The 24,474-nt window shown below is 52.7% G+C and carries 23 protein-coding genes; 5 read left to right on the top strand and 18 right to left on the bottom strand.

Annotation, left to right across the window (positions count from 1 at the left end; all coding sequences use genetic code 11):
• Positions 1-37: 37 nt before the first annotated feature.
• The gene (locus tag MKY58_RS10895) at positions 38-763 is read right to left on the bottom strand and encodes an ATP-binding cassette domain-containing protein (protein WP_339324532.1); all 726 of its coding nucleotides are present in this window, start codon (positions 761-763) and stop codon (positions 38-40) included.
• A gap of 54 nt (positions 764-817) precedes the next feature.
• Positions 818-1,969 carry an MFS transporter gene (locus MKY58_RS10890; protein ID WP_339325117.1) on the bottom strand — a complete coding sequence of 384 codons (1,152 nt, stop codon included), beginning with the start codon at positions 1,967-1,969 and terminating at the stop codon, positions 818-820.
• Between the two features lie 168 nt (positions 1,970-2,137).
• On the opposite strand from MKY58_RS10890, the gene MKY58_RS10885 reads away from it, so the two are divergent.
• Together MKY58_RS10885 and MKY58_RS10880 are read left to right on the top strand one after the other, a co-directional pair.
• Positions 2,138-3,055 carry an ArsR family transcriptional regulator gene (locus MKY58_RS10885; RefSeq protein WP_036711973.1) on the top strand — a complete coding sequence of 306 codons (918 nt, stop codon included), beginning with the start codon at positions 2,138-2,140 and terminating at the stop codon, positions 3,053-3,055.
• Positions 3,056-3,068: 13 nt separating this feature from the next.
• On the top strand, positions 3,069-3,836 hold the full coding sequence (locus MKY58_RS10880; RefSeq protein WP_339324531.1) for an HAD family hydrolase: 768 nt from the start codon (positions 3,069-3,071) through the stop codon (positions 3,834-3,836).
• 27 nt (positions 3,837-3,863) lie between these two features.
• Here MKY58_RS10880 and MKY58_RS10875 read toward each other — a convergent pair whose 3' ends face one another.
• From MKY58_RS10875 to pdhA, 8 genes are all read right to left on the bottom strand, one after another.
• The gene (locus tag MKY58_RS10875; protein ID WP_339324530.1) at positions 3,864-6,206 is read right to left on the bottom strand and encodes a DNA topoisomerase 3; all 2,343 of its coding nucleotides are present in this window, start codon (positions 6,204-6,206) and stop codon (positions 3,864-3,866) included.
• A 377-nt stretch (positions 6,207-6,583) separates the two neighbouring features.
• The gene (locus MKY58_RS10870) at positions 6,584-8,071 is read right to left on the bottom strand and encodes a glutamate synthase subunit beta (protein WP_212948515.1); all 1,488 of its coding nucleotides are present in this window, start codon (positions 8,069-8,071) and stop codon (positions 6,584-6,586) included.
• Positions 8,072-8,246: 175 nt separating this feature from the next.
• A complete protein-coding gene (locus MKY58_RS10865) occupies positions 8,247-8,732 on the bottom strand; it encodes a dihydrofolate reductase (protein WP_339324529.1) in 486 nt (161 codons plus the stop codon).
• A gap of 42 nt (positions 8,733-8,774) precedes the next feature.
• The gene (locus MKY58_RS10860; protein WP_339324528.1) at positions 8,775-9,569 is read right to left on the bottom strand and encodes a thymidylate synthase; all 795 of its coding nucleotides are present in this window, start codon (positions 9,567-9,569) and stop codon (positions 8,775-8,777) included.
• A 325-nt stretch (positions 9,570-9,894) separates the two neighbouring features.
• A complete protein-coding gene (lpdA, locus tag MKY58_RS10855; protein WP_036711967.1) occupies positions 9,895-11,316 on the bottom strand; it encodes a dihydrolipoyl dehydrogenase in 1,422 nt (473 codons plus the stop codon).
• Between the two features lie 3 nt (positions 11,317-11,319).
• Positions 11,320-12,633: a dihydrolipoamide acetyltransferase family protein gene (locus tag MKY58_RS10850; RefSeq protein ID WP_339324527.1), complete on the bottom strand. Its 1,314-nt coding sequence runs from the start codon at positions 12,631-12,633 to the stop codon at positions 11,320-11,322.
• Between the two features lie 31 nt (positions 12,634-12,664).
• The gene (locus tag MKY58_RS10845) at positions 12,665-13,645 is read right to left on the bottom strand and encodes an alpha-ketoacid dehydrogenase subunit beta (RefSeq protein ID WP_212948510.1); all 981 of its coding nucleotides are present in this window, start codon (positions 13,643-13,645) and stop codon (positions 12,665-12,667) included.
• A gap of 61 nt (positions 13,646-13,706) precedes the next feature.
• Positions 13,707-14,774 (bottom strand): pyruvate dehydrogenase (acetyl-transferring) E1 component subunit alpha, encoded by a 1,068-nt coding sequence (gene pdhA / locus MKY58_RS10840; RefSeq protein ID WP_339324526.1) that lies wholly within the window; start codon positions 14,772-14,774, stop codon positions 13,707-13,709.
• A gap of 257 nt (positions 14,775-15,031) precedes the next feature.
• Between pdhA and MKY58_RS10835 the strand changes: the two genes are divergently transcribed.
• Entirely contained in the window at positions 15,032-15,763 is a 732-nt protein-coding gene (locus MKY58_RS10835) for an alpha/beta hydrolase-fold protein (RefSeq protein ID WP_339324525.1), read from the top strand.
• A gap of 204 nt (positions 15,764-15,967) precedes the next feature.
• On the opposite strand, the gene MKY58_RS10830 is transcribed toward MKY58_RS10835, so the two are convergent.
• Positions 15,968-16,432, bottom strand: coding sequence for a low molecular weight protein-tyrosine-phosphatase (locus MKY58_RS10830; protein WP_339324524.1), 465 nt, complete (start codon positions 16,430-16,432; stop codon positions 15,968-15,970).
• A 21-nt stretch (positions 16,433-16,453) separates the two neighbouring features.
• On the bottom strand, positions 16,454-17,119 hold the full coding sequence (locus tag MKY58_RS10825) for a trimeric intracellular cation channel family protein (protein WP_036712015.1): 666 nt from the start codon (positions 17,117-17,119) through the stop codon (positions 16,454-16,456).
• 166 nt (positions 17,120-17,285) lie between these two features.
• Between MKY58_RS10825 and MKY58_RS10820 the strand changes: the two genes are divergently transcribed.
• Positions 17,286-17,927, top strand: a complete 642-nt coding sequence (locus MKY58_RS10820; protein ID WP_339324523.1) for a thiamine diphosphokinase — start codon at positions 17,286-17,288, stop codon at positions 17,925-17,927.
• A gap of 302 nt (positions 17,928-18,229) precedes the next feature.
• Positions 18,230-18,754, top strand: a complete 525-nt coding sequence (locus MKY58_RS10815) for a C40 family peptidase (protein WP_212948504.1) — start codon at positions 18,230-18,232, stop codon at positions 18,752-18,754.
• A 28-nt stretch (positions 18,755-18,782) separates the two neighbouring features.
• On the opposite strand, the gene MKY58_RS10810 is transcribed toward MKY58_RS10815, so the two are convergent.
• The 6 genes from MKY58_RS10810 to MKY58_RS10785 all read right to left on the bottom strand — a co-directional run bounded on the left by MKY58_RS10810 (position 18,783) and on the right by MKY58_RS10785 (position 24,469).
• Positions 18,783-19,478, bottom strand: a complete 696-nt coding sequence (locus MKY58_RS10810) for a response regulator transcription factor (RefSeq protein ID WP_339324522.1) — start codon at positions 19,476-19,478, stop codon at positions 18,783-18,785.
• A 117-nt stretch (positions 19,479-19,595) separates the two neighbouring features.
• Positions 19,596-20,636, bottom strand: coding sequence for a thiazole biosynthesis adenylyltransferase ThiF (locus MKY58_RS10805; RefSeq protein ID WP_339324521.1), 1,041 nt, complete (start codon positions 20,634-20,636; stop codon positions 19,596-19,598).
• Positions 20,637-20,866: 230 nt separating this feature from the next.
• Entirely contained in the window at positions 20,867-22,420 is a 1,554-nt protein-coding gene (locus tag MKY58_RS10800) for an ABC-F family ATP-binding cassette domain-containing protein (protein ID WP_339324520.1), read from the bottom strand.
• 123 nt (positions 22,421-22,543) lie between these two features.
• A complete protein-coding gene (locus MKY58_RS10795) occupies positions 22,544-23,524 on the bottom strand; it encodes a hypothetical protein (RefSeq protein WP_339324519.1) in 981 nt (326 codons plus the stop codon).
• Positions 23,511-24,065, bottom strand: a complete 555-nt coding sequence (locus MKY58_RS10790) for a hypothetical protein (protein ID WP_339324518.1) — start codon at positions 24,063-24,065, stop codon at positions 23,511-23,513. Before MKY58_RS10790 ends, MKY58_RS10795 begins: the two co-directional genes overlap by 14 nt.
• Positions 24,062-24,469, bottom strand: a complete 408-nt coding sequence (locus MKY58_RS10785) for a hypothetical protein (RefSeq protein WP_339324517.1) — start codon at positions 24,467-24,469, stop codon at positions 24,062-24,064. The genes MKY58_RS10790 and MKY58_RS10785 overlap by 4 nt, the downstream gene beginning before the upstream one ends.
• Between the last annotated feature and the right edge of the window lie 5 nt (positions 24,470-24,474).

Raw genomic sequence — 24,474 nt, 5'->3', positions numbered from 1 at the left:
ATCACTCTTTTCTATCCAAAGCCATGCTTAACAGGCTTTATAGCATATTTCGTTCGCGAACCGTCAGCCGGCGCCCGGAAATATCGAAGGCGATTTCGCCGCCGGATAAAGCGACGATCCGCGTCGCGTAACGTTCGGCAAGTTCGATCGGGATGACGGTGAGCACGGTCGCCCGCTCTTCTTCGCAGAGCTTTTTCAACGTCTCCATGACGCTCTCCTGCGATTTAGGATCCAGTCCGATGACGGGCTCATCCGCCAGGATCACCTTGGCCCCATGCACCAATGCGCGCGCGATTGCGATGCGCTGGCGTTCGCCGCCGCTCAGCTTTTCGCATTTGTCATGCGCCTTCTCCAACAGGCCAAGCTGCTCGATGACGTCCATGGCGCCCATGTAATCGTCCGACCTCACCATGCCTGTCGCCATCCGCCACAGCGGCGTTTGGCCGGCCTGTCCGATCAGAACGTTTTTCAAAGCGGTCCGTTTCAGGTTCAATTGCGGATTCTGTTCTAAGTATGCCCATTCCCGCCTGATTTTTCTTTTTCCGGCAAGCGGATCTTTCAAAATGTCGGTGCCGTCGACGACGAAGCTGCCCTGATCCCATTTTTCCTTCAGCGCCAGACAGCGCAGGAGGGTGCTTTTGCCGCTTCCGCTTGCTCCTACGAGCGCAATCATTTCCCCACGCTGAAAATCGAGAGAGACGCCTTTTAAAACGGGAATTTTATCGACTCCGACGGACTTGGTTAAATGCTGGATTCTGATCATGACATTTCTCCTCTTGTCTCTCGTTCTCTTTCTTCTATCATAATGCATTCGCATTCAGGAGTACAGCGATACGCCGGATTCGGAATCCGGCCTTTTCCTGAAAGCGAAACCGAGGAATCCGAAGAGGACAAAACCCAGGCCGAGCGCGAAAAACAGCCCCCCGTTCCAGCCGTACTGCATCAGCGTGCCCCCGACGTTTGGCCCGGCGATGCTGCCGGCGTTGAAATGAAATGACGCGACCACGTTCGCGGCGGGCAGGAGCGCTTTCGGAAGAATGTCGGCCGCATAAGCAAGCCCAAGCGAAAAAAAGGAACCGATCATGCCGCCGGCAAGAAGAAGCAGCGCCAAAATCGCGGCCGTCGACGTTCCCGCAAGCGGCACGAGCATAAACGCCAGGCCGCCAAGGATGCCGGTGATCATGAGGATCCGTTTACGTTCGAAACGGTCGCTGAGCATGCCCAGCGGGAGCTGAAGGATCAAACCTCCCACCCCGATAAACGGCAGCAAAAAGGCGATCTGCTGCTCGCTTAGCCCGACGCGCAGGCCGTATACCGGAAAGTTGCTGTTGATTCCCGATTCCATGTAACCATAAAGCAAGGCAGGGATCAGCGCGTACCATGCCAACGCATAGCTGCGGCGGAACCGTTTGACCGGACGGTCCTCCGCATCCAGTTTTTCGGCGCGCAGATCCGGGAGTTTGACAAGCACCAGCACCAGCACCAACAGGACAAGCACGGCAAGCACGATGAACGGCGCGTTGTCGCCGAGCTGAAGCAGCGGAATGCCGAGCGGCCCCAGGCTGAAACCGAGGCCATAGGACATGCCGTAAATGGAAAGGTTTCTCCCCCGTTTCTCTTCCGGCGTCACCATCAATACCCAAAGCTGCGCCGTGTAATGGACCGCGCTGTCTCCGATGCCGACCAGCAGCCGGAGAACGAACCAGAACGTGACGTTTGGCACAAGAGGGAACAATATGACGGAAACCAGCACGAGCACGAGCCCTGCGCTCGCAAGCTTTTTAAAGCCGAGCTTCCCAAGCGTCCGCTCGGCGATGAGCGTCATGGCAAAGGAGCCTACGTACAGGGCTGCCGCATTCAATCCGTTCATGGAGGACGATACCCCCATCCGTTCGAGAAAAATCGCCAAAAGCGGCAAAAGCAGCCCTTGGCTGACCCCTGCCGCAACGATAACGGTAAGCAAAATCATGTAATTTAAAGATGACGAGCTGCGTTTCCTGCTGTTGGATCGTGACACGAATATACTTCCTCCTTCTATACTTCCGGGCAAACTACTTGAACATTATAGTGGACAACCCGCTACTCAACAAGCCATAATGAAGAAGGTGCACTGATTTCATAGGAGGTTGTCAGTTTCATGAACTATGAAGTGAAAGTAGACGTTTCACCCATATATGAGCTGCTGGGCAGTTTCATGGTATATATATCGAAGAAATGGGTCCGCAATCTGGACATCGGGCCGGAATGGATCAGCGAAGTCGCAAGCAAGCTCCCGCCGGACGTGTCGGCCGCCCTGTCGCAAGCGTCGGCTTGGCCTTTCGACGATTACGACGTGCTTTATGCCTGGGCGATCCACCGGAACAACGGCGATTCCGTTCCTTGCTTCCTGGAATGCTTATACGAAACGCCCGACGATGTGCTCCACAAGGCGGCGTCCCCGTACCTTCCGGACCTGACGGTCGAGGAAGCCCGGCGGATCCGCGATCAATATACGCCACTGTTAGAATTATGGTATGAGCATTATTTTAAGAACATCGAACCCGACATTATCCCGCTCATCGAAGAAGATGCCAAAGAGAAACGGATCCTGCTCACCAAAATGGACCCGCTGAGCCTCGTCGAATACGCTTCGGGCGGACTGGTCATCGAAAACGCGCCCGAAGTGCAAACGATTGTGCTCTTCCCGACCGTTCATAATCGGCCGATTAACGCCTATTGCTATTATAAAAAAATGATGCTGATCCAATATCCCGTCGACGTGCCGGAAGAAGACGAGGACGAGCCGCCAACCTGCCTGCTGCGGATGACCCACGCGCTTTCCGATCCGAAACGGCTGCGCCTGCTCCGCTATGTGGCGGAAAAACCGCATTCCCTCAAAGAAATGATCCGGGACCTGGATCAATCCGAGGAACTGCTTAAGCACCATTTGATGATTTTGCGGGTGGCCGGGCTTCTCCGGATTCATCTCGGCGTGGAGGAGAAGGAAAAATTCAGCATCCGTCCGGACGGTGCATCGGAGCTCCAAATGTTCCTGGAATCTTACATGCGTCTATAAGGAGTGAACCGCTTTGAGTCAGACATTCAAACAGCATATTTTGTTCGACCTGGATGACACGCTCATCCATTGCAATAAATATTTCGGCCTTGTGTTGGGCGAATTCTATGAAATGATGCATCACTGGTTCGGAGCCCAGACGCTTACGACCGACGAAATCCGGCAGAAACAAATCGACATCGACGTCGAACAGGTAAAACGCACCGGCTTCAGCAGCGGCAACTTCCCCAAATCCCTGATCGAAACCTACCGGTTTTTCTGCCGCAAATTGGGCCGTCCCATCCGCCTGGATGAAGAACAAGAACTGAACAAGCTCGGGCTGAGCGTATACGAACGCGAAGTGGAGCCTTATCCCGGCATGGTCGAAACGCTGGAAACGCTGCAGAACGAAGGACATCGGCTTTACCTGTACACCGGAGGGGAGACCGCGATCCAGCAGCGTAAAATCGATCAAATGAAGCTCAGCGACTACTTCGACGACCGGATTTACATCACGCAGCATAAAAACGAAGCGACGCTAGAACATATTTTGCAGGCCGGCGCGTTTGACCGCTCCCGCACCTGGATGATCGGAAATTCGCTGCGAACCGATGTCATGCCTGCGCTTTCCGCCGGACTGAACAGCATTTACATCAAACAGTCCAACGAGTGGGTATATAATATGGTGGAACTGCGTCACAAACCCGACAGTTCCTTTTACACCATCTCCTCGATCGGGGAAGTGCCGGGCATCATCGAGCGCAAACTCAGCGAGGAACGCAAACAACGGGCTCTAAACTAAGAGTCCGTTGTTTTTTTTGGGTACGCATTATTCCTCCACGGAAATTTCGCCCTTCTCCCGATCCAGCAGCACGAAAGCGGCTTGACGCGGCCCTCCGTCGTCTTCGATCCGAAAACTCCTTGCGGTTTTCCCCTTCAACGCCAGCGACGCAATGTCTTCCGGTTCGAGCGAGACGCCGAATTGATCCTTCCAAATGACGAACGTGCAGCCCGTTTTGTAATGGGAGCAGCCATATCCCCGCCGGCCCATGATCAGCGTGCCTTGGCAGCCGGGTCTTGGGCAAGGGGCGATTCCGGAAACCGTTCGGACCTCCGGCGCAGGTGGTTTCGGTCCTGTATTTTTCGCCGCTTCCGACGCGGATTCGGCTTGTTTGCCTGCAGCTTTTGGGTCTGCGGCTTTTTTCGGAGCCGCTTGGTTTGCGGTTTTGGTTTTGCCGCCGGATGCGCCGTCCCCGTCATTTCCCGTTGTTTTTTTACGGCTCCGGGATGGTTTGGTCTCCCCTGCGGGCTTTTCCTCAAAGGATTCTTTCGCGACTCTGGACTGCATTTTCACTTTGCTGATGATCATGGTCGCAAACTTTTTCACGTTGGCCATAAACGCTTCGTCCGAAGCCGAACCTTTGGCGATTTCGTTCAGCCGGCGTTCCCATTGTCCCGTCATTTCCGGCGAAGTCAGCAGGTCGACCCCTGCCCCGCGAATAACCTCGACGGCCATTTTGCCTTTTTGCGTAATGACGATCCGCTTGCCTTTCATCACGATATAACCGACCTGCTTCAGCCGTTCGATGATGGCGGCGCGCGTTGCCGGCGTACCGAGCCCCGAGTCCTTCATCGCATCCCGGAGCTCCTCGTCTTCGATCTGTTTGCCTGCGCTTTCCATCGCTTTCAGGAGCGTTCCTTCGGTGTATGGCTTGGGCGGCTGCGTTTCTTTTTCTTTCGCTTTGCTGCGGAGGCAGCGGACGCCTTCTTTGGCATTCAGGTGAAAAGGCGTCGTAACCTCTTCTTCCGCTTGCGATTCGTCCTCGTCATCCTTGTCTTTTTTGGACCGGCTTTTTTTGCCGTCTTTCTTCTGATCGGCATAAATCACCTTCCAGCCCTCGGACAACAGCTGTTTTACCGTCGTCTTAAACGATTCCTTCTCCACTTCCGTCATGACGGTGTGAACCTTGTATTCGGCCGGAGGATAAAAATGGGACAAAAAACGCCGTACGATCAGATCATAAATTTTGGCCTCGTCCGGAGCAAGGTTCCGAGCCGTTTTGTTGGTCGGCAAAATCGCGTGGTGATCCTCCACCTTGGCTGGATTGCACACCGACTTGTTGTTTTTATGTACGATTTTTTTGTCGGCCTGCTCCGCGAATTTCGCATAATCCGTCCCCCGGAGCTGATCCAGGGATTTGTGCATCTGCGGAATGTTTTGCTCGGTCACATAGTTCGAAGTCGTTCTCGGATAACTGATGACCTTATGTTTTTCGTACAGCGCTTGGGCCAGGTCCAGCGTTTTTTTGGCGGAAAAACCGAATTTGGCGTTTGCCTCCCGTTGAAGGAGCGTAAGGTCGTACAGCTTAAACGGATATTCTCTCGTATCTTTCACTTCATAGCTCTGGATGATGCCGTCTTTCCCCTGGACTTTGGCGGCAATCGCCTTTGCTTTTTCTTCGTCCTGAATCCGTTCGCCCTGCCACAAACCTTTGTATTCGGTATCTCCCTGCTTGAATGTCGCCTCCACGTCGTAAAACTTGGCCGAGCTGAACGCGTCGATTTCCTTTTGCCGGTCATAGACCAGCGCAAGCACGGGCGTCTGCACCCTGCCCACCGACAGCAGCACGTTATGTTTCGTCGTAAAGGCGCGCGAGCCGTTCATGCCGATCAGCCAGTCCGCTTCGCTTCTTGCCCGCGCCGCTTTGGACAGGTTTTCGTATTCGCTTCCGTCCTTCAGCTCTTCGAACCCCTTCCGTATCGTTTCGGGCGTAAGGTCCGAAATCCAGAGCCGCTTGACGGGCTGCCGCAGCTTCAAATGCTGCTGGATCAGGCAAAAAATATGCTGCCCTTCCCTTCCTGCGTCGCATGCGTTGATCAGCAAATCGCTTCGTTTGGCAAGTTCGGCGATCACCTTGAGCTGATCCTTCGTTTTCGGATTGGGCTTCAGCTTGAATTGTTCGGGAATGATCGGCAGGTCCTGGATGTTCCATTTTTTATACTTGTCGTCGTAAGCGTCCGGTTCGGCCAGACCGATCAGATGCCCGATCGCCCAGGTAATGATGTACTTTTCCCCTTCGATGTACGTGCGGGCATTTTTTGCCTTCGGTTCGATTACGGCCGCGATGTTGCGCCCCATGTCGGGTTTTTCTGCAATTACAAGTGTTTTCAAACTACCGTCTCTCCTCATGTGGACGTTCCGTTTCCACGGCAATACCCCCGCAAATGGAAGCTCAAGCTTGCGCAAGCAGGCTTCTTTCCGGGGCTCCGGTAAAATAGGCTATTATGAATGCAAAAGGCCCAGAAAAGGGAGTTTCCTCGGGCCGCGGATCGTTCATTTGATAGATTCGAATAGTCATAGAATAGCATAAAATCGTCTTTTTTTCAATGAAGCCCGCCGGCTCGCCATTCCAAACGGATGGCTGGAGGCACGTCTTACAGGCCATTCTTTTTATGTCTTTAGCGGTGGTTTCCATCCGTTGAAACAGAAAAAGACCTCCCTGAAAAATAGGGAAGTCTTCTCTCGATAAGGAATACATGGATTTGGATTTATACGAGGACCGTTGCGCCCATCAGGTATTTATCGACCTCGCGCGCAGCCTGACGGCCTTCGTTGATCGCCCAAACGACCAAACTTTGACCGCGGCGCATATCGCCTGCGGCGAACACCTTATCGACGTTCGTCTGATATTTGCCGTAAGCGGCTTTGACGTTCGATCTGCGGTCGGTTTCCAAACCAAGCTGGTTCACGATCGTTTGCTCCGGTCCGTCGAACCCGATGGCAATCAGCGCCATTTGCGCCGGGAACACTTTTTCCGTGCCGGGAATCGGCTGGTAGATTTTACGTCCGTTTTCGTCCACGATCCGCTCGATTTGCACGGTATGCAGCTCCTTGAGGTTGCCGTTGTCGTCGCCGACGAATTTGGTCGTCATGATGGAAAACTCCCGAGGATCTTTGCCATATACCGCCTTGGCTTCCTCCTGTGCATAATCGAGCGTATACACGTTCGGGAACTGCGGCCACGGGTTGTTGATCGGATCGCGTTCGAGCGGGGCCATCGGATGCGTACCGAACTGGGTTACGCTGCGGCAGCCATGGCGGAGCGCCGTCGCCACGCAGTCGGAGCCGGTATCGCCGCCGCCGATGACGATGACGTCTTTGCCTTCCGCGGAAATGTACTTGCCGTCGGATAACCCGGAATCCAGCAGGCTTTTGATGGTGCCGTTCAAATAAGTCATCGCGTAGTGGACGCCGTTCAGATCGCTGCCTTCGATATTGAATTCACGCGGCTTGGTTGCGCCGCCGCAAAGCACGACAGCATCGTAATCGTCCACCAGCTGCTGCGAAGAAATATCCTTGCCGATTTCGGTATTCGTCACAAAGCGGATGCCTTCGGCAGCCATAAGGTCGACACGGCGCTGCACGACCGCTTTGTCCAGCTTCATGGACGGAATGCCGTACATCAGGAGTCCGCCGATCCGGTCGGCGCGTTCATAGACGGTCACGTGATGGCCGGCCTTGTTCAACTGGGCTGCGGCGGCCAGCCCCGCAGGGCCCGAGCCGACGACGGCCACGCGTTTGCCGGTCCGTTTTTCCGGCGGGGTCGGAACGATCCAGCCTTCTTCAAAACCTTTGTCGATGATCGCCTGCTCGATCGTTTTGATCGTTACCGGCTGGCCGATCAGGCCCACGGTGCAAGAGCCTTCGCACGGAGCCGGGCAAATGCGGCCGGTAAATTCCGGAAAGTTGTTGGTTTTTAGCAGACGGTCGAGCGCTTCCTTCCACAATCCGCGGTAAACCAAGTTGTTCCATTCCGGAATCAGGTTGTTTACCGGACATCCCGAAGTGCCTCCGGCCATGTCGATTCCTGTATGGCAGTACGGCGTGCCGCAATCCATGCAGCGCGCGCCTTGCGTACGCAGCTCTTCTTCGGACAAATGCTTGTGGAATTCTTCCCAGTCTTTTATGCGTTCAGCCGGTTCGCGGTCGGCCGGCAGCTGGCGGCTGTATTCCATAAATCCAGTAGGTGTAGACATGACGTGTTTCCCCCATCCGTTCTTTTCCTGTTGATTCTACGCATCTATGAGAACGACGCAATGATATTTCAATTATAGTAGCATCCCATTCTTTGAATATTAAATGGATTATCCGAATAATTATTTGTACTAATTAACATGCTGTTTACATTGCGATGCCAGTTATGCGTCGAGGCTACCGTCGCTCATACGTGCAAAAACGGTAATCATACGGATTTTTTTCGTCACGGATTCCTTGTACTTCCTGAATACATTCCCATTCGTTTTCGTCGAGTTCCGGAAAGAACGTATCCCCCTCGAACGTCTCGTCGATTTCCGTAATGAGCAGGCGGTCGGCGTAGGGCATCAGCAGCCGGTAAATCTCCTCGCCGCCGATGACCATCACTTCCTCCCCTTTGCTCGTTTCGACCGCTTCTTCGACGGTATGGATCACCTGGGCCCCAGGGGCCTCATATCGTGCATCCCGCGTCATTACGATATTGGTCCGGCCTGGCAGCGGCTTGGCTCCGAAAGACTCCCACGTTTTCCGCCCCATCAGCACTTTTTTGCCCATCGTTTGCTCTTTGAAAAAGGCCATGTCTCTCGGCAGCCGCCAAGGAAGGGCGTTGTCGCGGCCGATGACCCTGTTTTTTCCCATAGCCAAAATGTACGTCATGCTCATGCCATTCACGCTCCTTTTTTCCGGGATGATGCAGCTCTTTGCTTATATGGCGACCGGCGCTTTGATGCCCGGATGATGCTTATAATTGACGAATTCGAAATCTTCGAACTTATAATCGAAAATCGACTCCGGCTTGCGTTTGATCACCAGCTGCGGAAGATCGTACGGCTCCCGTTCCAGCTGCGTTTTGACCTGCTCCAAATGGTTCGTATAAATATGCACGTCGCCGCCGGACCAGATGAATTCTCCCGGTTCCAGCCCGCATTGCTGCGCAACCATATGCGTCAGCAACGCATAGCTGGCGATGTTGAACGGCAGGCCGAGGAACGTATCGACGGACCGCATCGTCAGCATGCAGGACAGCTTGCCGCCCGCTACGTAGAACTGGAATACGAAATGGCACGGCGGAAGCTTCATTTGCTCGATTTCCGCTACGTTCCATGCGCTGACGATATGCCGCCGCGAATCCGGATTGTTTTTGATCGAATCGATCACGTTTGCAATCTGGTCGATATGCGTGCCGTCCGGCGACTTCCAGTGGCGCCACTGCGAGCCGTACACCGGTCCCAAATCCCCGTTTTCGTCGGCCCATTCATCCCAAATCGTTACGCCGTTTTCCTTCAAATAACCTATGTTGGTTTCACCGCTAAGGAACCATAGCAGTTCGTGCACCACGGACTTAATGTGAATCCGCTTCGTCGTCAATAAAGGGAAACCTTCGGAAAGATCGAATCTCAGCTGTCTACCGAAAACGGAAATCGTGCCCGTTCCGGTCCGATCTTCCTTCGGCGTGCCGTTTTCCAAAATATCTTTCAACAAGTCCAAGTATTTTTTCATGTTTTTTGCTCAACCCTTCCGCTCTGTATGCTGTATGCTGTATGCCTATCCGGATCGGCTTAAGCTTAAGATGCCCTGAATAGCAGCGGGTCCATCTTCTCCAAAGCAAGATCCGTCGTTTGATCATAATCCTTTTTACTAGTTTACCATCCGCAAAGCCCCACGGAAATAGATAATTTCATCCTCCGATCTCCATAACGTTCGGAAAAACGGCAGAGGAGTCGTTCATTTTGGCCGAATCCCGCACAAAATGGCCGTAAAACAAAAAACAAGAGCCTTGCATAAAAGCAGGCTCTTGTTCTTTTAACGCCTTATTAAAAGCGTATTATCTGCGAGGCGCAATGACGTGGATCGGGTTGCCAAGCGCAAGCTCAGCCGTTTCCATCACGATTTCGCCCAGCGTTGGGTGAGCGTGGATGGTCAGGGCGATATCTTCAAGCGTAGCACCCATTTCGATTGCGAGACCCAGCTCGGCAATCAGGTTGGAAGCTTCGATGCCGGCGATGTGGCAGCCCAGAACCAACTGCGTTTCTTCGTCGAAAATCAATTTCACGAAGCCGTCGGCATTGTTCAGCGACAACGCGCGTCCGTTGCCCGCAAACGGGAATTTGGCGGCTTTCGCTTTGTAGCCTTTTTCTTTCGCTTCTTTTTCGGTGTAACCTACGCTTGCGCATTCAGGATCAACGAATGCCACCGCAGGAACCACTTTGTAATCGACAACCGAAGGATGTCCGGCGATTGCTTCGGCAGCTACCTTGCCTTCATAAGAAGCCTTATGCGCAAGCGCTGGTCCCGGAACGACGTCGCCGATCGCGAAAATGTTCGGTTTGTTGGTGCGGCCTTGATGGTCGACTTTGATGAGTCCGCGGTCGGTCATTTCGATGCCGATCAGGTCCAGACCCAGATCGCCGTCGGTGTTCGGGCGACGTCCAACCGTTACGAGCAGGTAATCTGCCGTAACTTCTTTCGTTTCGCCGTTCACGGAATATTTCACCGTCACGTCGTTATCCGTTTGCTCTGCGCTTTCGGCTTTGGCATTCGTGATGATTTCGACGCCGGTTTTGTTCATGCTTTTTACGACCAGCTTCGTCATGTCCGGATCGAATCCGTTCAGGATCGTGTCCATGCCTTCCAGGATCGTAACCTTTGCGCCGAATTTCGAGAACATTTGGCCAAGTTCCGCGCCGATGTAGCCGCCGCCGATGACGACAAGGCTCTTCGGAATTTCAGGCAGGTTGAGCGCTTCTGTCGAAGACAGGATGCGTCCGCCGAACGGGAATGCTTTCAGCTCGATCGGACGAGAACCCGTCGCGATGATGCAATGTTTGAAACGGTAACGAGGAGATTCATGCTCGTTGAAGCAGCGTGCTTCGTTTTCGCTGATGAACATGCACTCGCCATGGAATACTTCGACTTTGTTGCCTTTCAAAAGGCCCGCAACGCCGCCGGTCAGCTTTTTCACGACGCTGTTTTTGAATTCCTGGGTTTTGGAGAAATCCACTTTGACGTTTTCGACGGATACGCCGAACGCGTCCGCATGTTTAGCCGATTCATATTGGTGAGCCGCAGCGATCAGCGCTTTGGAAGGAATACATCCGCGGTTCAAGCACACGCCGCCCACTTCGGATTTGTCCACGATCAGTACCTTTTGACCCAGCTGAGCAGCGCGGATGGCGGCTACGTAACCGCCGGGACCCGCACCGATGACTAATGTGTCGATATCGAGAGAAGCGTCTCCTACTACCATGTCTTATACCTCCATTACCAGCAGCTCAGGATTGCTGAGCAGCGATTTGATATAGTTCATAAAGTTTTGAGCCGTTGCGCCGTCGATGATGCGGTGGTCGAAGCTCAAGGACAGAGCCATGACAGGCGCCGCTACGATTTCGCCGTTTTTCACGACAGGTTTTTCCGTAATGCGGCCGGTACCCAGGATCGCAACTTCAGGGAAGTTGATGATCGGCGTGAAGAACATGCCGCCGGCGGAACCGATGTTGGTGATGGAGATCGTGCTGCCTTTCATTTCGGCCGGAGTCAGTTTGCCTTCACGGCCGCGTGCCGCGAGGTCGCGGATCGCGTCGGCGATCATCCAGATGCTCTTACGGTCGGCATCTTTGATGACCGGTACGATCAGACCGTTGTCCGTATCCGTAGCGATACCGATGTTGTAGTACTTTTTGTACACAATTTCGTTGTTTTCTTCGTCGATCGTCGCGTTCAGGGCAGGGAATTGGCGGGAAGCCGCAACCAGCGCCTTGACGATGAACGGCAGGTACGTGATTTTCGTGCCTTTTTTCTCGGCGATCGGCTTCATGCGCGTGCGGAATGCCACCAGCTCGGTAACGTCCACTTCGTCCATGATCGTCACGTGAGGAGCCGTGTAAGCCGATTTGACCATCGCGTTGGCGATCGCTTTGCGGATGCCTTTGAACGGTACGCGTTCTTCTTCGGCGCGTGCATCGACAGACGGAGCGGCCGCGGACGCTGCAGGTGCGGCTTTTTCTTCTTTGGCCGCAGGAGCTGCTGCTTGGCCTCCGCCGTTTTTGAAGGCTTCAACGTCTTCTTTGGTGATTTTGCCGTTGTTGCCCGTGCCGGTCACTTGCGTGATGTCGACGCCTTGTTCGCGCGCAAATTTGCGGACGCTTGGCGTAGCCAGCACTTCCTTGTTCGGAGCCGCAGGAGCCGGAGCGTTTTCCCCGCCCTGCTTAGCCGCTTCAGGGCTGTTTTGGGCCGGAGAAGAAGTGGTGTCCGCACCGCCTTGGGCCGCGTCGGCTTCCATGGAACCATGGTCCGCCGCAGGAGCGTCCTGTTCCGGAAGTTCGCCTTCCGCATCGATGATGGCAACGACTTCGCCTACGCGGCACACTTGTCCGTCCTTGGCGAAAACTTCCTGCACGGTACCGTTTACCGGACAAGGAACCTCGACCACCGCTTTGTCGTTTTGCACTTCCATGATGATGTCGTCGTCTGTTACTTTATCGCCGGGCTTGATGTGCATTTTAATAATTTCGCCTTCATGCAAGCCTTCGCCCAATTCCGGGAACCGATATTCAAATTTTGCCACCTTAAGTACCTCCTATCAAAACTTCTTTTTCTTAGAATTCCATGACTTTGTTAACTGCAGCGATAATCCGGGCCGGCGTAGGAAGCCATGTATCTTCGATTTGCGCAAATGGATATACCGTATCCGGAGCCGCTACGCGGAGAACGGGCGCTTCCAGGTGCAAAATGGCTTTTTCGTTGATTTGTGCAATGACTTCTGCGGCCACGCCGGAAGTTTTTTGCGCTTCCTGAACGACGATGGCACGGTTCGTTTTCTTCACCGAAGCAACGATCGTATCGATATCCAAAGGATTCAGGGTACGCAGGTCGATGATTTCGGCCTTGATGCCTTTCGTTTTTTCAAGTTCTTCGGCAGCTTTCGTTGCCGTATGAACCATCATGCCGTATGCGATGATCGTCACGTCGGAACCTTCGCGGACGACATTCGCCTTGCCGATTTCAACCGTGTAGTCCCCTTCAGGAACTTCCGCGCGGAACGCATGGTACAAGTTCAAATGCTCCATGAAAAATACAGGGTCGTTGTCGCGGATGGCTGCGATGAGCAGGCCTTTGGCGTCGTAAGGGTTCGAAGGCACTACCACTTTAATACCCGGAGTTTGCACCGCCAAACCTTCGAGCGAGTCGGTGTGCAGCTCAGCCGCTTTAACGCCGCCGCCGAACGGCGTACGGAACACGATCGGAGCGTTGTAACGGCCGCCGGAACGGTAACGCATGCGCGCAGCCTGCACGAACATTTGGTCCATCGCCTCGAAAATAAAGCCGACGAACTGGATTTCGGCTACCGGACGGAAACCTTGGATCCCCAAACCGACAGCCAGACCGCCGATCGCGGATTCGGCCAGCGGGGTGTCGAAGATGCGCTCTTCGCCGAATTCTTTTTGCAGTCCTTCCGTTGCCCGGAACACGCCGCCTACATTACCGACGTCTTCACCGAACACAATGACGTTAGGGTCACGTTTCATTTCCACGCGGATTGCGTCGCGGATTGCTTCTTTCATATTCATTTGTGCCATTGCTTCATTTCCTCCTTAACAATACTGTTCACGTTGCTATTCCAGCCTAGCGGATCTTCGATTATTGGAAATCGGCCTTTTGCTCTTCCAAATGTTTCGGCGTCGTTTCGAACATGCTGTCGATGAGGCCGGGAACCGTCATTTTTTCGGTTTGTTCCGCTTTTTTGATTTCTTCGTTCACTTTGGCTTTCGCTTCATCTTTAACGCGAGCCGTATCTTCTTCGGACCACAGTCCTTTTTTCTCCAGGTATTTGCCCAGACGGATGATTGGATCCTTCGCGTTCCATTCGCCTTCTTCGTCCTTTGTGCGGTATTTGGTCGCATCGTCGGACAAGGAGTGCGGACGGTAACGGTACGTTACGGCTTCGATCAACGTTGCGCCTTCGCCTTTGCGCGCAAGTTCCGCCGCTTCCTGAACAGCGCTGATGACGGCAAATACGTCCATACCGTCGACTTTGACGCCGCGGATGCCTGCCGCCACCGCTTTATGGGCAATGGACAATGCAGCCGTTTGCTTCGAGAAAGGAGTCGTAATGGCATAACCGTTGTTTTGCACAAAGAAAATGACCGGAAGTTTGTAACGTCCAGCATAGTTGAGGCCTTCGTAGAAGTCGCCTTCGGAAGAACCGCCGTCACCCGTGTAAGTGATGACAACTTGTTTTTGTTTTTTCAGCTTGTAACCCATCGCGATGCCCATCGCGTGCAAAATTTGCGCGCCGATGATGATTTGCGGCATCAATACGTTTACGCCTTCCGGAATCTGACCGCCATGCTGATGTCCGCGGGAGTACAGGAAAGCTTGGTACAGAGGCAATCCATGCCATACGATTTGCGGCATATCGCGGTAACCAGGGCAGATGAAGTCGTCTTTTTCCAGTGCGAATTCGCTGCCGACCATCGTCGCTTCCTGGCCGGATACTGGCGCGTAGAAGCCCAAACGGCCTTGGCGTCCTAAGTTAACGGCGCGGTCGTCCCAAGTGCGGGTAAATACCATGCGGTACATAATTTCTTTAAGTTGATCATCAGTAAGGTTAGGCATTTTATCTTCGTTAATGATTTCACCTTCGGGAGAGAGCACGGAAAGCGCTTCGACTTCCTCGGTATACACTTCATAAGGCACCTTGCTCATTATCTTCACCTCAACAAAAAAATTTGAATATCAGGCTCTGCTGTTATAGAATTATTATACACCTGTTTTACTCGATTCGTCAAAGCAATTGCGGATAAATTTCGAAAATATCGAGTTTTGTATGTATAACAGTGTGCCAATAAAAATATAACAGTTTTCAATCATTTGACAAAAGCGTGGAGATTCCCACATGATGGAAACCGAATGACAACGCTTTTTTCAGGCTGAAAAATCAACCGCGAGAAGGGTGAACACGAATGACGGATTCAAAGTATTTGAAAAGAACGATCCATAAGGAAGAAATCGAAAGCCGTTTTTTGAATGAAACACGCCATCTGCGCGTGTACCTCCCGCCCGGCTACAATGAAATTCTGAGCTACCCTGTCGTCTATTGTCAGGACGGCGAAGAATTTTTTAACTTTGGACGCATTGCCACGACAGCCAACCATTTGATTCTGGACGGCCATACGGAGCCGTTTATCATCGTCGGGGTCGATGTGAACACGTCGGTCCGCACCGAAGAGTACGCTCCGTTCGGCAGCCGGTTCGACGCCTATACGCGCTGCTTCGCAGAAGAGATTATTCCCTTCATCGAAGCCAAATATCCCGTGCGGAGAGAGCCTTCGGAACGGGTGCTGGCCGGCGATTCCCTCGGGGGCAGCGTCTCTTTGCACCTGGCGGTCCGGTATCCGGAGCTGTTTCGGCGCATCATCAGCCTGTCGGGCGCTTATTATCCGGCCTCCCAGGATATTTACGAGGCGCAGGACGACTTGTCCTGGCTGGACATCTACATGATCGTCGGATTGCAGGAAACGGCATTCGAAACCGATCACGGCATCCATAACTTCGTGGAGCTGAACCGCCAGACCCGCGAGCTGCTGCTGGATCGTGGTGCAAAAGTGGAGTATGCCGAAAAAGACGGCAAGCATATTTGGGGATTCTGGCAAAAAGAACTGCCGGATGCGCTGACGTACTTTCTTCGCGCGTAACCCTGACAGTCTTCATCGTAGATCAAAAAGGTGAACCGGGAACATACGATGCCTATGGCTCAATGGTCTTGGTTCACTTTCTTTTCAACCCTTCCTCTTCTCAAATCCGAAATGATTGCGTTTTCATTGTTTTTCCGAAAAAACGGCAAACATGCCGCTTTTTCATGGAAACGAAAATTTTTATTCCTGCTCTTCAATAAAAAATTATAGCTTCTCTGCGCGTATCTTTTTCAAAAGCGCCTCGCAACCTGCGTCGATCATTTCGTACACCTGCTCAAAATTCCCAGTGTAATACGGGTCCGGCACTTCCCGAAGCACGTGGTCCGGCAGCAGATCCATGAACTTGAGCAAAAGCTCCGGTTTGGCTCCCGGAAGCTTTTTTACGTTTTCGAAATTGCTGTCGTCCATGCATACCATGTAATCAAAAGTCTCAAAATCCGGGCTGGCGATGCGGCGGGCTTGGATGCCTTCGTGCCCGATCCCATGCTGGTCCAGAATACGGCGCGTGTCTTGATGCGGTCTTTGCCCGAGATGCCAGTCCCCCGTCCCGGCGGAGTCCACCGTGATCAGGTGTTGAAGCCCGGCCCGCTCCACCTTGTGGCGCATGACCGCTTCGGCCATCGGCGATCGGCAAATGTTGCCCAAACATACGAATAATACGGATACCATGATTATGAATTGCCTCCTCTGTTATGCAGTCTTCCGGCTGTGTTTGCCCTTGTTTCCCTGTATGGATAGATCGGTCGAAGAAGACATGTGAAGCGAACGCCGCGGCAGCTTCCATTTATAATGTACGGAAAGCATGCGCAGCAGGACGATCACCGCAAACAGAAGCACCGCCTGCCATGTCGAGTGAATCCAGCCCATCCCGATGACCGCGCCGGCGATGGCCGCCCATACGGCGTAAATTTCATCCTTGAGGACGAGCGGCTTGCGCCCGGCCAGCAAATCGCGGATAATGCCGCCGCCGATTCCCGTCATGACGGCCGCAACGATAACGGCTGACAGCGGATGATGCATATTCTGGGCATAAAGCGCCCCTTGAATGGCGAAAGCCGATAAGCCGATGGCATCAAAAAACGCCTCCGTCCGCTTCCAATGCCTGATCCAGCCCAAAGGCAGAAGGAACGCGACGATGACCGACAAAATCGCCAGCTTGATCAGCAGGCCTTGGCTCCATAACGTCGTGACGGGAACCCCGATCAGCACGTTCCGGATCACCCCTCCGCCGAAAGCCGTCACAAGCCCCAGCACCAGGATGCCCAAAATGTCGTATTCTTCCTCCATGGCCACAAAAGCTCCCGACATCGCAAAAGCGATCGTGCCGATGATGCTGAATATTTCAAAAGCATGCATGTCCAATTTCTCTCTAACCTCTCCCCTATCCTATGTCTCCATTATTGTAGTCGTGTCCTGCCGAATTGCGCAAGATTGTTTTTAACTTTTTGGATTTTTGCAAAATCCTCATTTATACTGGAAGCACGATATAGTAGGAGAAAATCGATTTTAGGGGGAAACGCCGATGAACGACAAACGCGTAGTTATTTTTTCCGGAGGGGATCTGTATCCCCAATACATAGATGAAATTCGACCGACGGATTATGTCATCGGGGCGGACAAAGGAGCGTTGTTTTTGATACGCCACGGCATCAAACCCGATCTGGCCGTCGGCGACTTCGATTCGATTTCTCCGCAGGAGCTGGAGCATGTCCGGGCGGAATGCGGAAACATCGTCGAATGCGATCCCGTCGATAAAGACTTGACCGATACGGAACTGGCCATTGAAATGGCGGCAAGGGAAGAACCCGGCTTCATCTTGCTGATCGGCGGAACGGGAACGCGCATGGATCACACGCTGGCGAACGTGCAAATGCTGAACCGGGCGCTTCAGCATCAAATCCAGTGCGCCATCATGGACCGCAACAATTACATTACGTTAACCGGCTCCAAACTCGAGGTAATCGACCGCGGCTACAAATACGTATCGCTGCTTCCGCTGACGCCGGAAGTAACCGGCATTACGCTCGAAGGTTTTCGGTATCCGCTCGACAACGCCACGCTTAAGCTGGGAGAATCCCTTGGCATCAGCAACGTCCTTCTCGGAGAGCGCGGACAAATAAGCATTGCCGGCGGTCTTTTGCTCGTCATTCAAAGCAATGACTAACGGATTGGAAACTCGTTGGGTCCGCTGCCATTGAAAGAGTTTAAAATGGTTACAGTTTGCCGAATTTGCAACCCAAAAACAGACTCGAAAAAACCCTTGCGCATCAAGGGTTTTTTTTATTTTCTGAACCATTTTCACTCTATTTCTTAATTTTTTGTAACTTTTAATCGTTTTTTAATAAAAAAGGAAATTTCTTAGAGCCCCAAGGGTTTGAGACATGTCATCCATATTTTAGGGTGTTACAAAACTGTTATACTCGGAATCGAGCCTGAAAGAAAACGAAATTTGGAGGTAAACACAACATGAACCAAAAACATCTATTCCAAAAATTAGTAGCCGTAGGGCTATGTGCATCGATAGGCATTACAGGAATGTTGGCAACGGGAGCATCGGTCACGGAGGCTTCTTCTTCCAAGTCCGTCACGGCTTCTTCTTACTCTTCTTCTAAAGGACAGGCCATCGTTAATTATGGCAAAAAATTCATGGGCACGCCTTACAAATTCGGAGCTTCCACAAGCACAACGCGCGTATTCGACTGCTCCTCGTTCATGAAATATATTTTCGGACATTATGGAATCAAATTGCCGCGTACGTCCGTACAGCAATCCAAAGTCGGCGTTGCGGTTTCCAAATCGAACCTGAAACCTGGCGATCTCGTATTTTTCTCCAGCGGCAGCAGAGCCAACGGCCATAACGTAACGCACGTGGCAGTATATGCAGGCAACGGCAAAATCCTGCACACTTACGGTTCCCCCGGCGTAACGGTCTCCGACCTGAATTCCGGCAACTGGAAGAGAACGTACCTGAAAGCACGTCGGGTATTGTAGCATATAAGGAAGGCGGTAAGCTGAAAACTTACTCGCCTTCTTTTATTATATAACCGACCCCGCGGACCGACTGAATCATTTTATTGCGGAACCCTTTGTCCATTTTTGTGCGAAGATGCCTGATATATACGTCTACCACGTTCGTGCCCATATTAAAATCATAATCCCATACCTCTTTTAAAATATCCTCCCGGGTACATACCTCATTGACATGCCGCGCCAAATAAAGCAACAGATCGAATTCCTTAACGGTAAGCTCAATGTCCTTCTCCGATCTGGAAACCGTTCGGGTGGCGGGGTCGATGATCAAATCCCCGACCGTAACTTTCTTCAGGCTGCGCTCATGTTCGATGCGAAATATTCGCAGCAGATTCCGGATTCGTGCCATCAGCTCTTCGGCTGAAACCGTCCGGGGCACGACATCGTTCGCTCCCGCCTCCAATCCCGCGATAACCGCTTGCTCGTCGTAAGGATCCTCGAAAACGATGATCGGAAACGGCCGATCCGCCTGCTCACGGAGCAGGGCCTTCAATAATTTAGGCAGCGAGATCCCCGCGTATTCGGCCCGGTCCAAAAGCAGCAGGTCAATTTCATGCTCGCCGATCAGGCGCAGAGCCTCATATTCGCTGGAAACGGCCTCGATCTCGAATCCTTTTGACCGGAGCGCCTCAAGGATGCCGCTTTGCCCGAAATATTCTCCTACCGCCAACAGCCGCTCGTTCATCGTATCACCCGTATTTCCGCTTGTCGTCCGTTTGGAACGCTTCCCATAGGGTTGCCGCGCATCATAAAAACCATTCCCTGCGGAATGGTTTTTATGGATTCCTCCGGTTTGGCGGACTTAACCAAAATACCGGTGATATATCGTTCTGGCTTCGGCGATGTCTTTCGTGCCGTGAATAAGCGCCCTTCCGTCCGAGAAAACGACGAGACGTTTGTCTCCGGTCGTAAAAGAAACGAGGAACGGGTTGCTTTCCACCTTCCCCTCCCCAAGCGAGGACAAGCGATTTGCCGTTTCCTGCAGGTCAAGGGACTGTTTTTGGCCGGGACGGATTTGTACCGTGTCCCTCCCGCATAACACATCGGTTTTTTCCAGGTTGGACGCGGACAAATATGGATACGTCCGATGGTCGCCGCAGGAAAGGCAGTCCGCCTTCCGCGCATGCTTGACGCCCATGGACATATGTTCATTCCGCCAGAGGTCAAACGTAAGCAGCTTATCGCGAAGCGCTTCCGGATGGCCGCTCAGCAGCTTTAAAGCCTCTGCCGTTTGATGCGCCGTCACCACTTGTACCGCCTGAGGAATGATGCCCGAAGTATCGCAGGTGTCTCCACCGAGCGGAACCGCTCCGAGCAGGCAATTCAAGCAGGGCGTCTGTCCCGGCAATATGGTGTACGTGATGCCGTAGCTCCCGACGCATCCCCCGTATATCCACGGGATTTTATATTTTTGGGAAATATCGTTGATCAACAGCCTGGTGTCGAAGTTGTCGGTTCCGTCCATGATCAGATCCACGCCTTGGATGAGCGACTCGAGCTCGTCAAGCTTGACGTCCATGACATGACTGTCGATCCGAATGGAAGAATTGATCGCTTCCAGCCTTTGTTTGGCGGCTACGGCTTTAGGCAGCCTATGTTCGGCGTCCTGTTCGGAAAATAGCTGCTGCCTTTGCAGATTGCTCCACTCCACGTAATCGCGGTCAGCGATCGTCAAACGTCCGATGCCCGCTCTCGCAAGCGTTTCGGCGATCGACGTGCCAAGCGCGCCCGCACCAATGATCAAAACGTGGCTCTCCCCCAGCTTCCGCTGGCCTTCGGGTCCCAACGGCGCAAAACGCTCTTGTCTGGAATAACGGTCATTACCGGTGCTCACATGTTTCATCTCCTGTACATGCTCAGTAATAAAATTCGCAAATAAAATTCGCACGCAGGCGTAAAACAAACATACGCAGGCCTGCTGCTTATTTCTCCAATAAAATGGCAGAACGATCACTCAGGCTTCTTCTTGTCATGGAGAGGAAAATGAGTTCGTTGATGCCATCCGTCACATATATTTTGAAAAAGCCGCGTTCCCTTCGGGAACACGGCAGCTCGTTATCGGAAGAGAGCGAATCAAGCCCTTTGATGCGACCATTCTTCCACGTTCCAAATTTTCGTCACCCAATCCTCATAAAAATCCGGCTCGTGGGACACGAGCAAAATCGTACCTTTATACTCTTGCAGGGCGCGTTTCAGCTCGGCTTTGGCGACGACGTCCAAATGGTTGGTCGGTTCGTCGAACAAAATCCAGTTGGATTCCCGCATCATCAGCTTGCATAACCGGACTTTGGCCTGCTCGCCGCCGCTCAGCATGTTCAACGGGCGGGTAATATGCTCGTTTTTCAGTCCGCAGCGCGCCAAATGCGCACGCACTTCATGCTGGTTCAAGGAAGAAAACTCGTTCCAAACGTCATCGATCGGCGTCAAGTTGCCCGGTCGAACCTCCTGCTCGAAATAAGCGGGATGCAGAAAATCGCCCAAATACGTTTTGCCGCTGATCGGCGGAATTTTGCCCAGGATCGTTTTGAGCAGCGTCGATTTCCCGACGCCGTTGCAGCCGACGATGGCGATTTTTTCGCCGCGTTCGATCGTCATGCTCATTTTAGGCAGCAGAGGATGGGAATAGCCGATCTCAAAGTCGATGCCTTCGAACACGACCTTGCCGCTGGCGCGGGATTCCTTGAATTGGAACACCGGCTTCGCCGCTTCTTCGGGTTTGTCGATCCGTTCGATGCGGTTCAGCTGCTTCTCGCGGCTTTTTGCGCGTCCGGAAGTCGAATAACGGGCCTTATTGCGCTGAATAAAGTCCTCTTGTTTTTTGATGAACTCCTGCTGTTTTTCATACGCTTCGATATGCTGGTTCTTCGAGATGTCGGCCATCTCCAGAAACTTCTCGTAGTTGGCCGAATACCTTGTCAGCTTGGCGAATTCCAAATGATAGATTACGTCGACGACCTGGTTCATGAATTCCGTGTCATGGGAAATCAGGATGAAAGCGTACGGATAAGACTTCAAATATTGGGTCAGCCATTCGATATGCTCCACGTCCAAATAGTTCGTCGGTTCGTCCAACAGCAGCACGGTCGGTTTCTCGAGCAGAAGCTTGGCCAATAGAACCTTGGTGCGTTGGCCGCCACTCAGCGCCGACACGTCCTTGTCCAAACCGATGGCCGACAGTCCGAGACCGTTCGCCATTTCCTCGACTTTGACGTCGATCATGTAGAAATCGCCGATTTCAAGCTGTTCCTGGATTTCTCCCATTTGCTCCAACAGCGTTTCAAGCTCTTCCGGCGTTGCGTCGGCCATTTTATTCGTGATCTCCATCATTTCCTGTTCCAGCTCGAGCAGCGGCAGGAAGGCGTCCTTCAATACGTCGCGGACCGTTTTGCCCGGCGTCAGCTTGGAGTGCTGATCCAGGTAGCCGTAACGGACCTTCGGCGTCCATTCCACCTTTCCGCTGTCCTTTAACAGCTGCCCCGTCAAAATATTCATCAGCGTCGATTTGCCGACACCGTTTGCGCCGACCAGCCCGACGTGCTCGCCTGCCAGGAGGCGAAAGGAAACATTTTTAAACAATGTGCGTTCCCCGAAATTATGGGAAACATTTTCAACGGTCAATAAGCTCATATATACGTTCTGGCTCCTGTCTATGATAAATAGTTCTTGGCTTGCACATTACCCTAACTTACAGGCATTCAAGATACCATTTTATCATAAGAAGGAGTTTTCATGAAAGATGAAAAATGACGGTTACTGCCTGCAGCTTCTTTCAAAATAACCGTTAGCCGCGGCTTCCTTCGCATCCGTGAAGGTTTCTTCGTAGATCAGTCCGCTGCGGCAGCTTCCGCGCTCGAAATATCGAATGCCGGTCGCAGGATCCGTTCCGGCGAACAGATCGGGTCGTTTTACGAGCCTTCCTCCGCCGAGAGCATAATTGTTGATATAACCGCTTCCGACCGGAATGCCCTGGATAAAAGCCATCATGCCGATATCCTGAATCGAATTGTTCCACTCCTCGCCCGTTATCGAAGGCAAAGTGAACAGGTACGATATGCCGTTTTTGGCTGCATATTCGTTATGACGGTTAATGACGTTCGCCAAATCGCTTTGAATCGTTTGGACGATCGCCGCCTTTTTCACCTGCTCAAACGTTTCGGAACGGGCAAGAAGCGGGACGTTGGTCGTCGCCATCATTTCTCTTTGCAGCCCCCTGATCCACTGCCCGGCATCGCGATCATACACTTCCACCTCATTGTCCAAGGTAAATCGAATGAGATTGCCGTTTGCGTCGCCGTAAGCATAGGGCTTCTTCGGACTCCATACATGCCTGATCCGCGGCTTGTTATCCTCTCCGACATATTCTTCGTCCGCATATACGTAATATCCGTCATAGTCGATCACGACCACGGCAGGGATGTAATAGTCCAAGGCGGCTTGTGCCGGTGCATCGTCATCGATCCCCAAATTCGCATACAAGCTTTTATAAAACATCGCCAACGCTTGTTCCTTGTCGGCCCGGAAAAACTTTTCGGATCCGTACCCGGCCTCAAACTCCTGCTTTTCGTTTTTGTTCAGCACGCTGGCACCGTCTTGTACCGCCGTCCGCAGCGCCGCGGCGTATTTGGTTTCAAGGAAATGGACGTTCTGCTGATCCTTGACGGAATAACCGCTCATCAGAAATGCCGGAACGAAAATAAGGACAAACACGATTGAAAAATCAGTAATCTTCATTGAGCACCATGCCTCCGTAAGGAAATGCGAGCACGGGAGCGGCCCCGGAGATGGATCCGGTAACAAAATCCAACATGATCGTTCCTGCCGTACGATTGATGTTTCGGACCGTGACTTTAAAAAAGTCGCCGACGTTCATCCTGTACTTTCTGGCCTCGTGGTCTTTGGGCAGCGTGTTGTCCGGGTAGATGACAGACAAAATATCTGCCGTATAAAATCCTTCGTATGAAACGTCCACATCGTCCTGGAACGTATCCGGGTTCGCGGCATCTGCGTAGACGGGCGTATATTTTTTGTGCAAATGCTCCATTTGGACGTCAAACGCATTGCCCGTAGCTTCGATTTCTTGCAGGAAGTCCTGGTACATGACCGGCGTAAGATAACCTTTGTTCCTGACGGCGTCAACGAACTGCGTGACGGCATTGTAAACGACCAGCCGCGACAAGTCATCCTGCTTCTGATACGCTTCCGCCGCCGGATAAACGAACAGGAGGGCAACGGCTAGCAATACGGCAACGAATTTCGATACGGCGCTGCTCATAGAACGTCCTCACCGGGCTTTAATTTTGCAAAACGTATTTCCTTCAACAGCCCGTTCCAATCCCTCGCATATTCGGCCCGGTATTTGGCCTCCGGCTGGAAGACGGCCGTTCCGGCCAGTTCGAGCGGATCGCCCGAAGCTACCGAAACGCCATCGACCTTGACGGCGACTCCCGCTCCAACCTGATCCACGGTAACCAAAAATGCCTGCGAACCGCTGTAGATGTCAGGCCGGGCAAGCGTCAACGTAGAATGAACGCTGCGTTTTTGGCCGGAAACGACTGCCGAAACTTCGTCCAAAGCCCCGTCGATTTGCCTGGTCAGTCCCAATGCCAAAAAGCAGGCGCTTAGAAACAGGGCAAGAATGGCGCTTATCCCGATCATATTCTGCACATTATCGTTCACGGTGC

The organism is Paenibacillus sp. FSL W8-0194 (assembly GCF_037969745.1).
GTDB classification, from domain to species: Bacteria; Bacillota; Bacilli; order Paenibacillales; family Paenibacillaceae; genus Paenibacillus_AQ; species Paenibacillus_AQ cookii.
The sequence above is the reverse complement of the archived record's forward strand: the minus strand, read 5'-3'. Positions and strand labels throughout refer to the sequence as shown.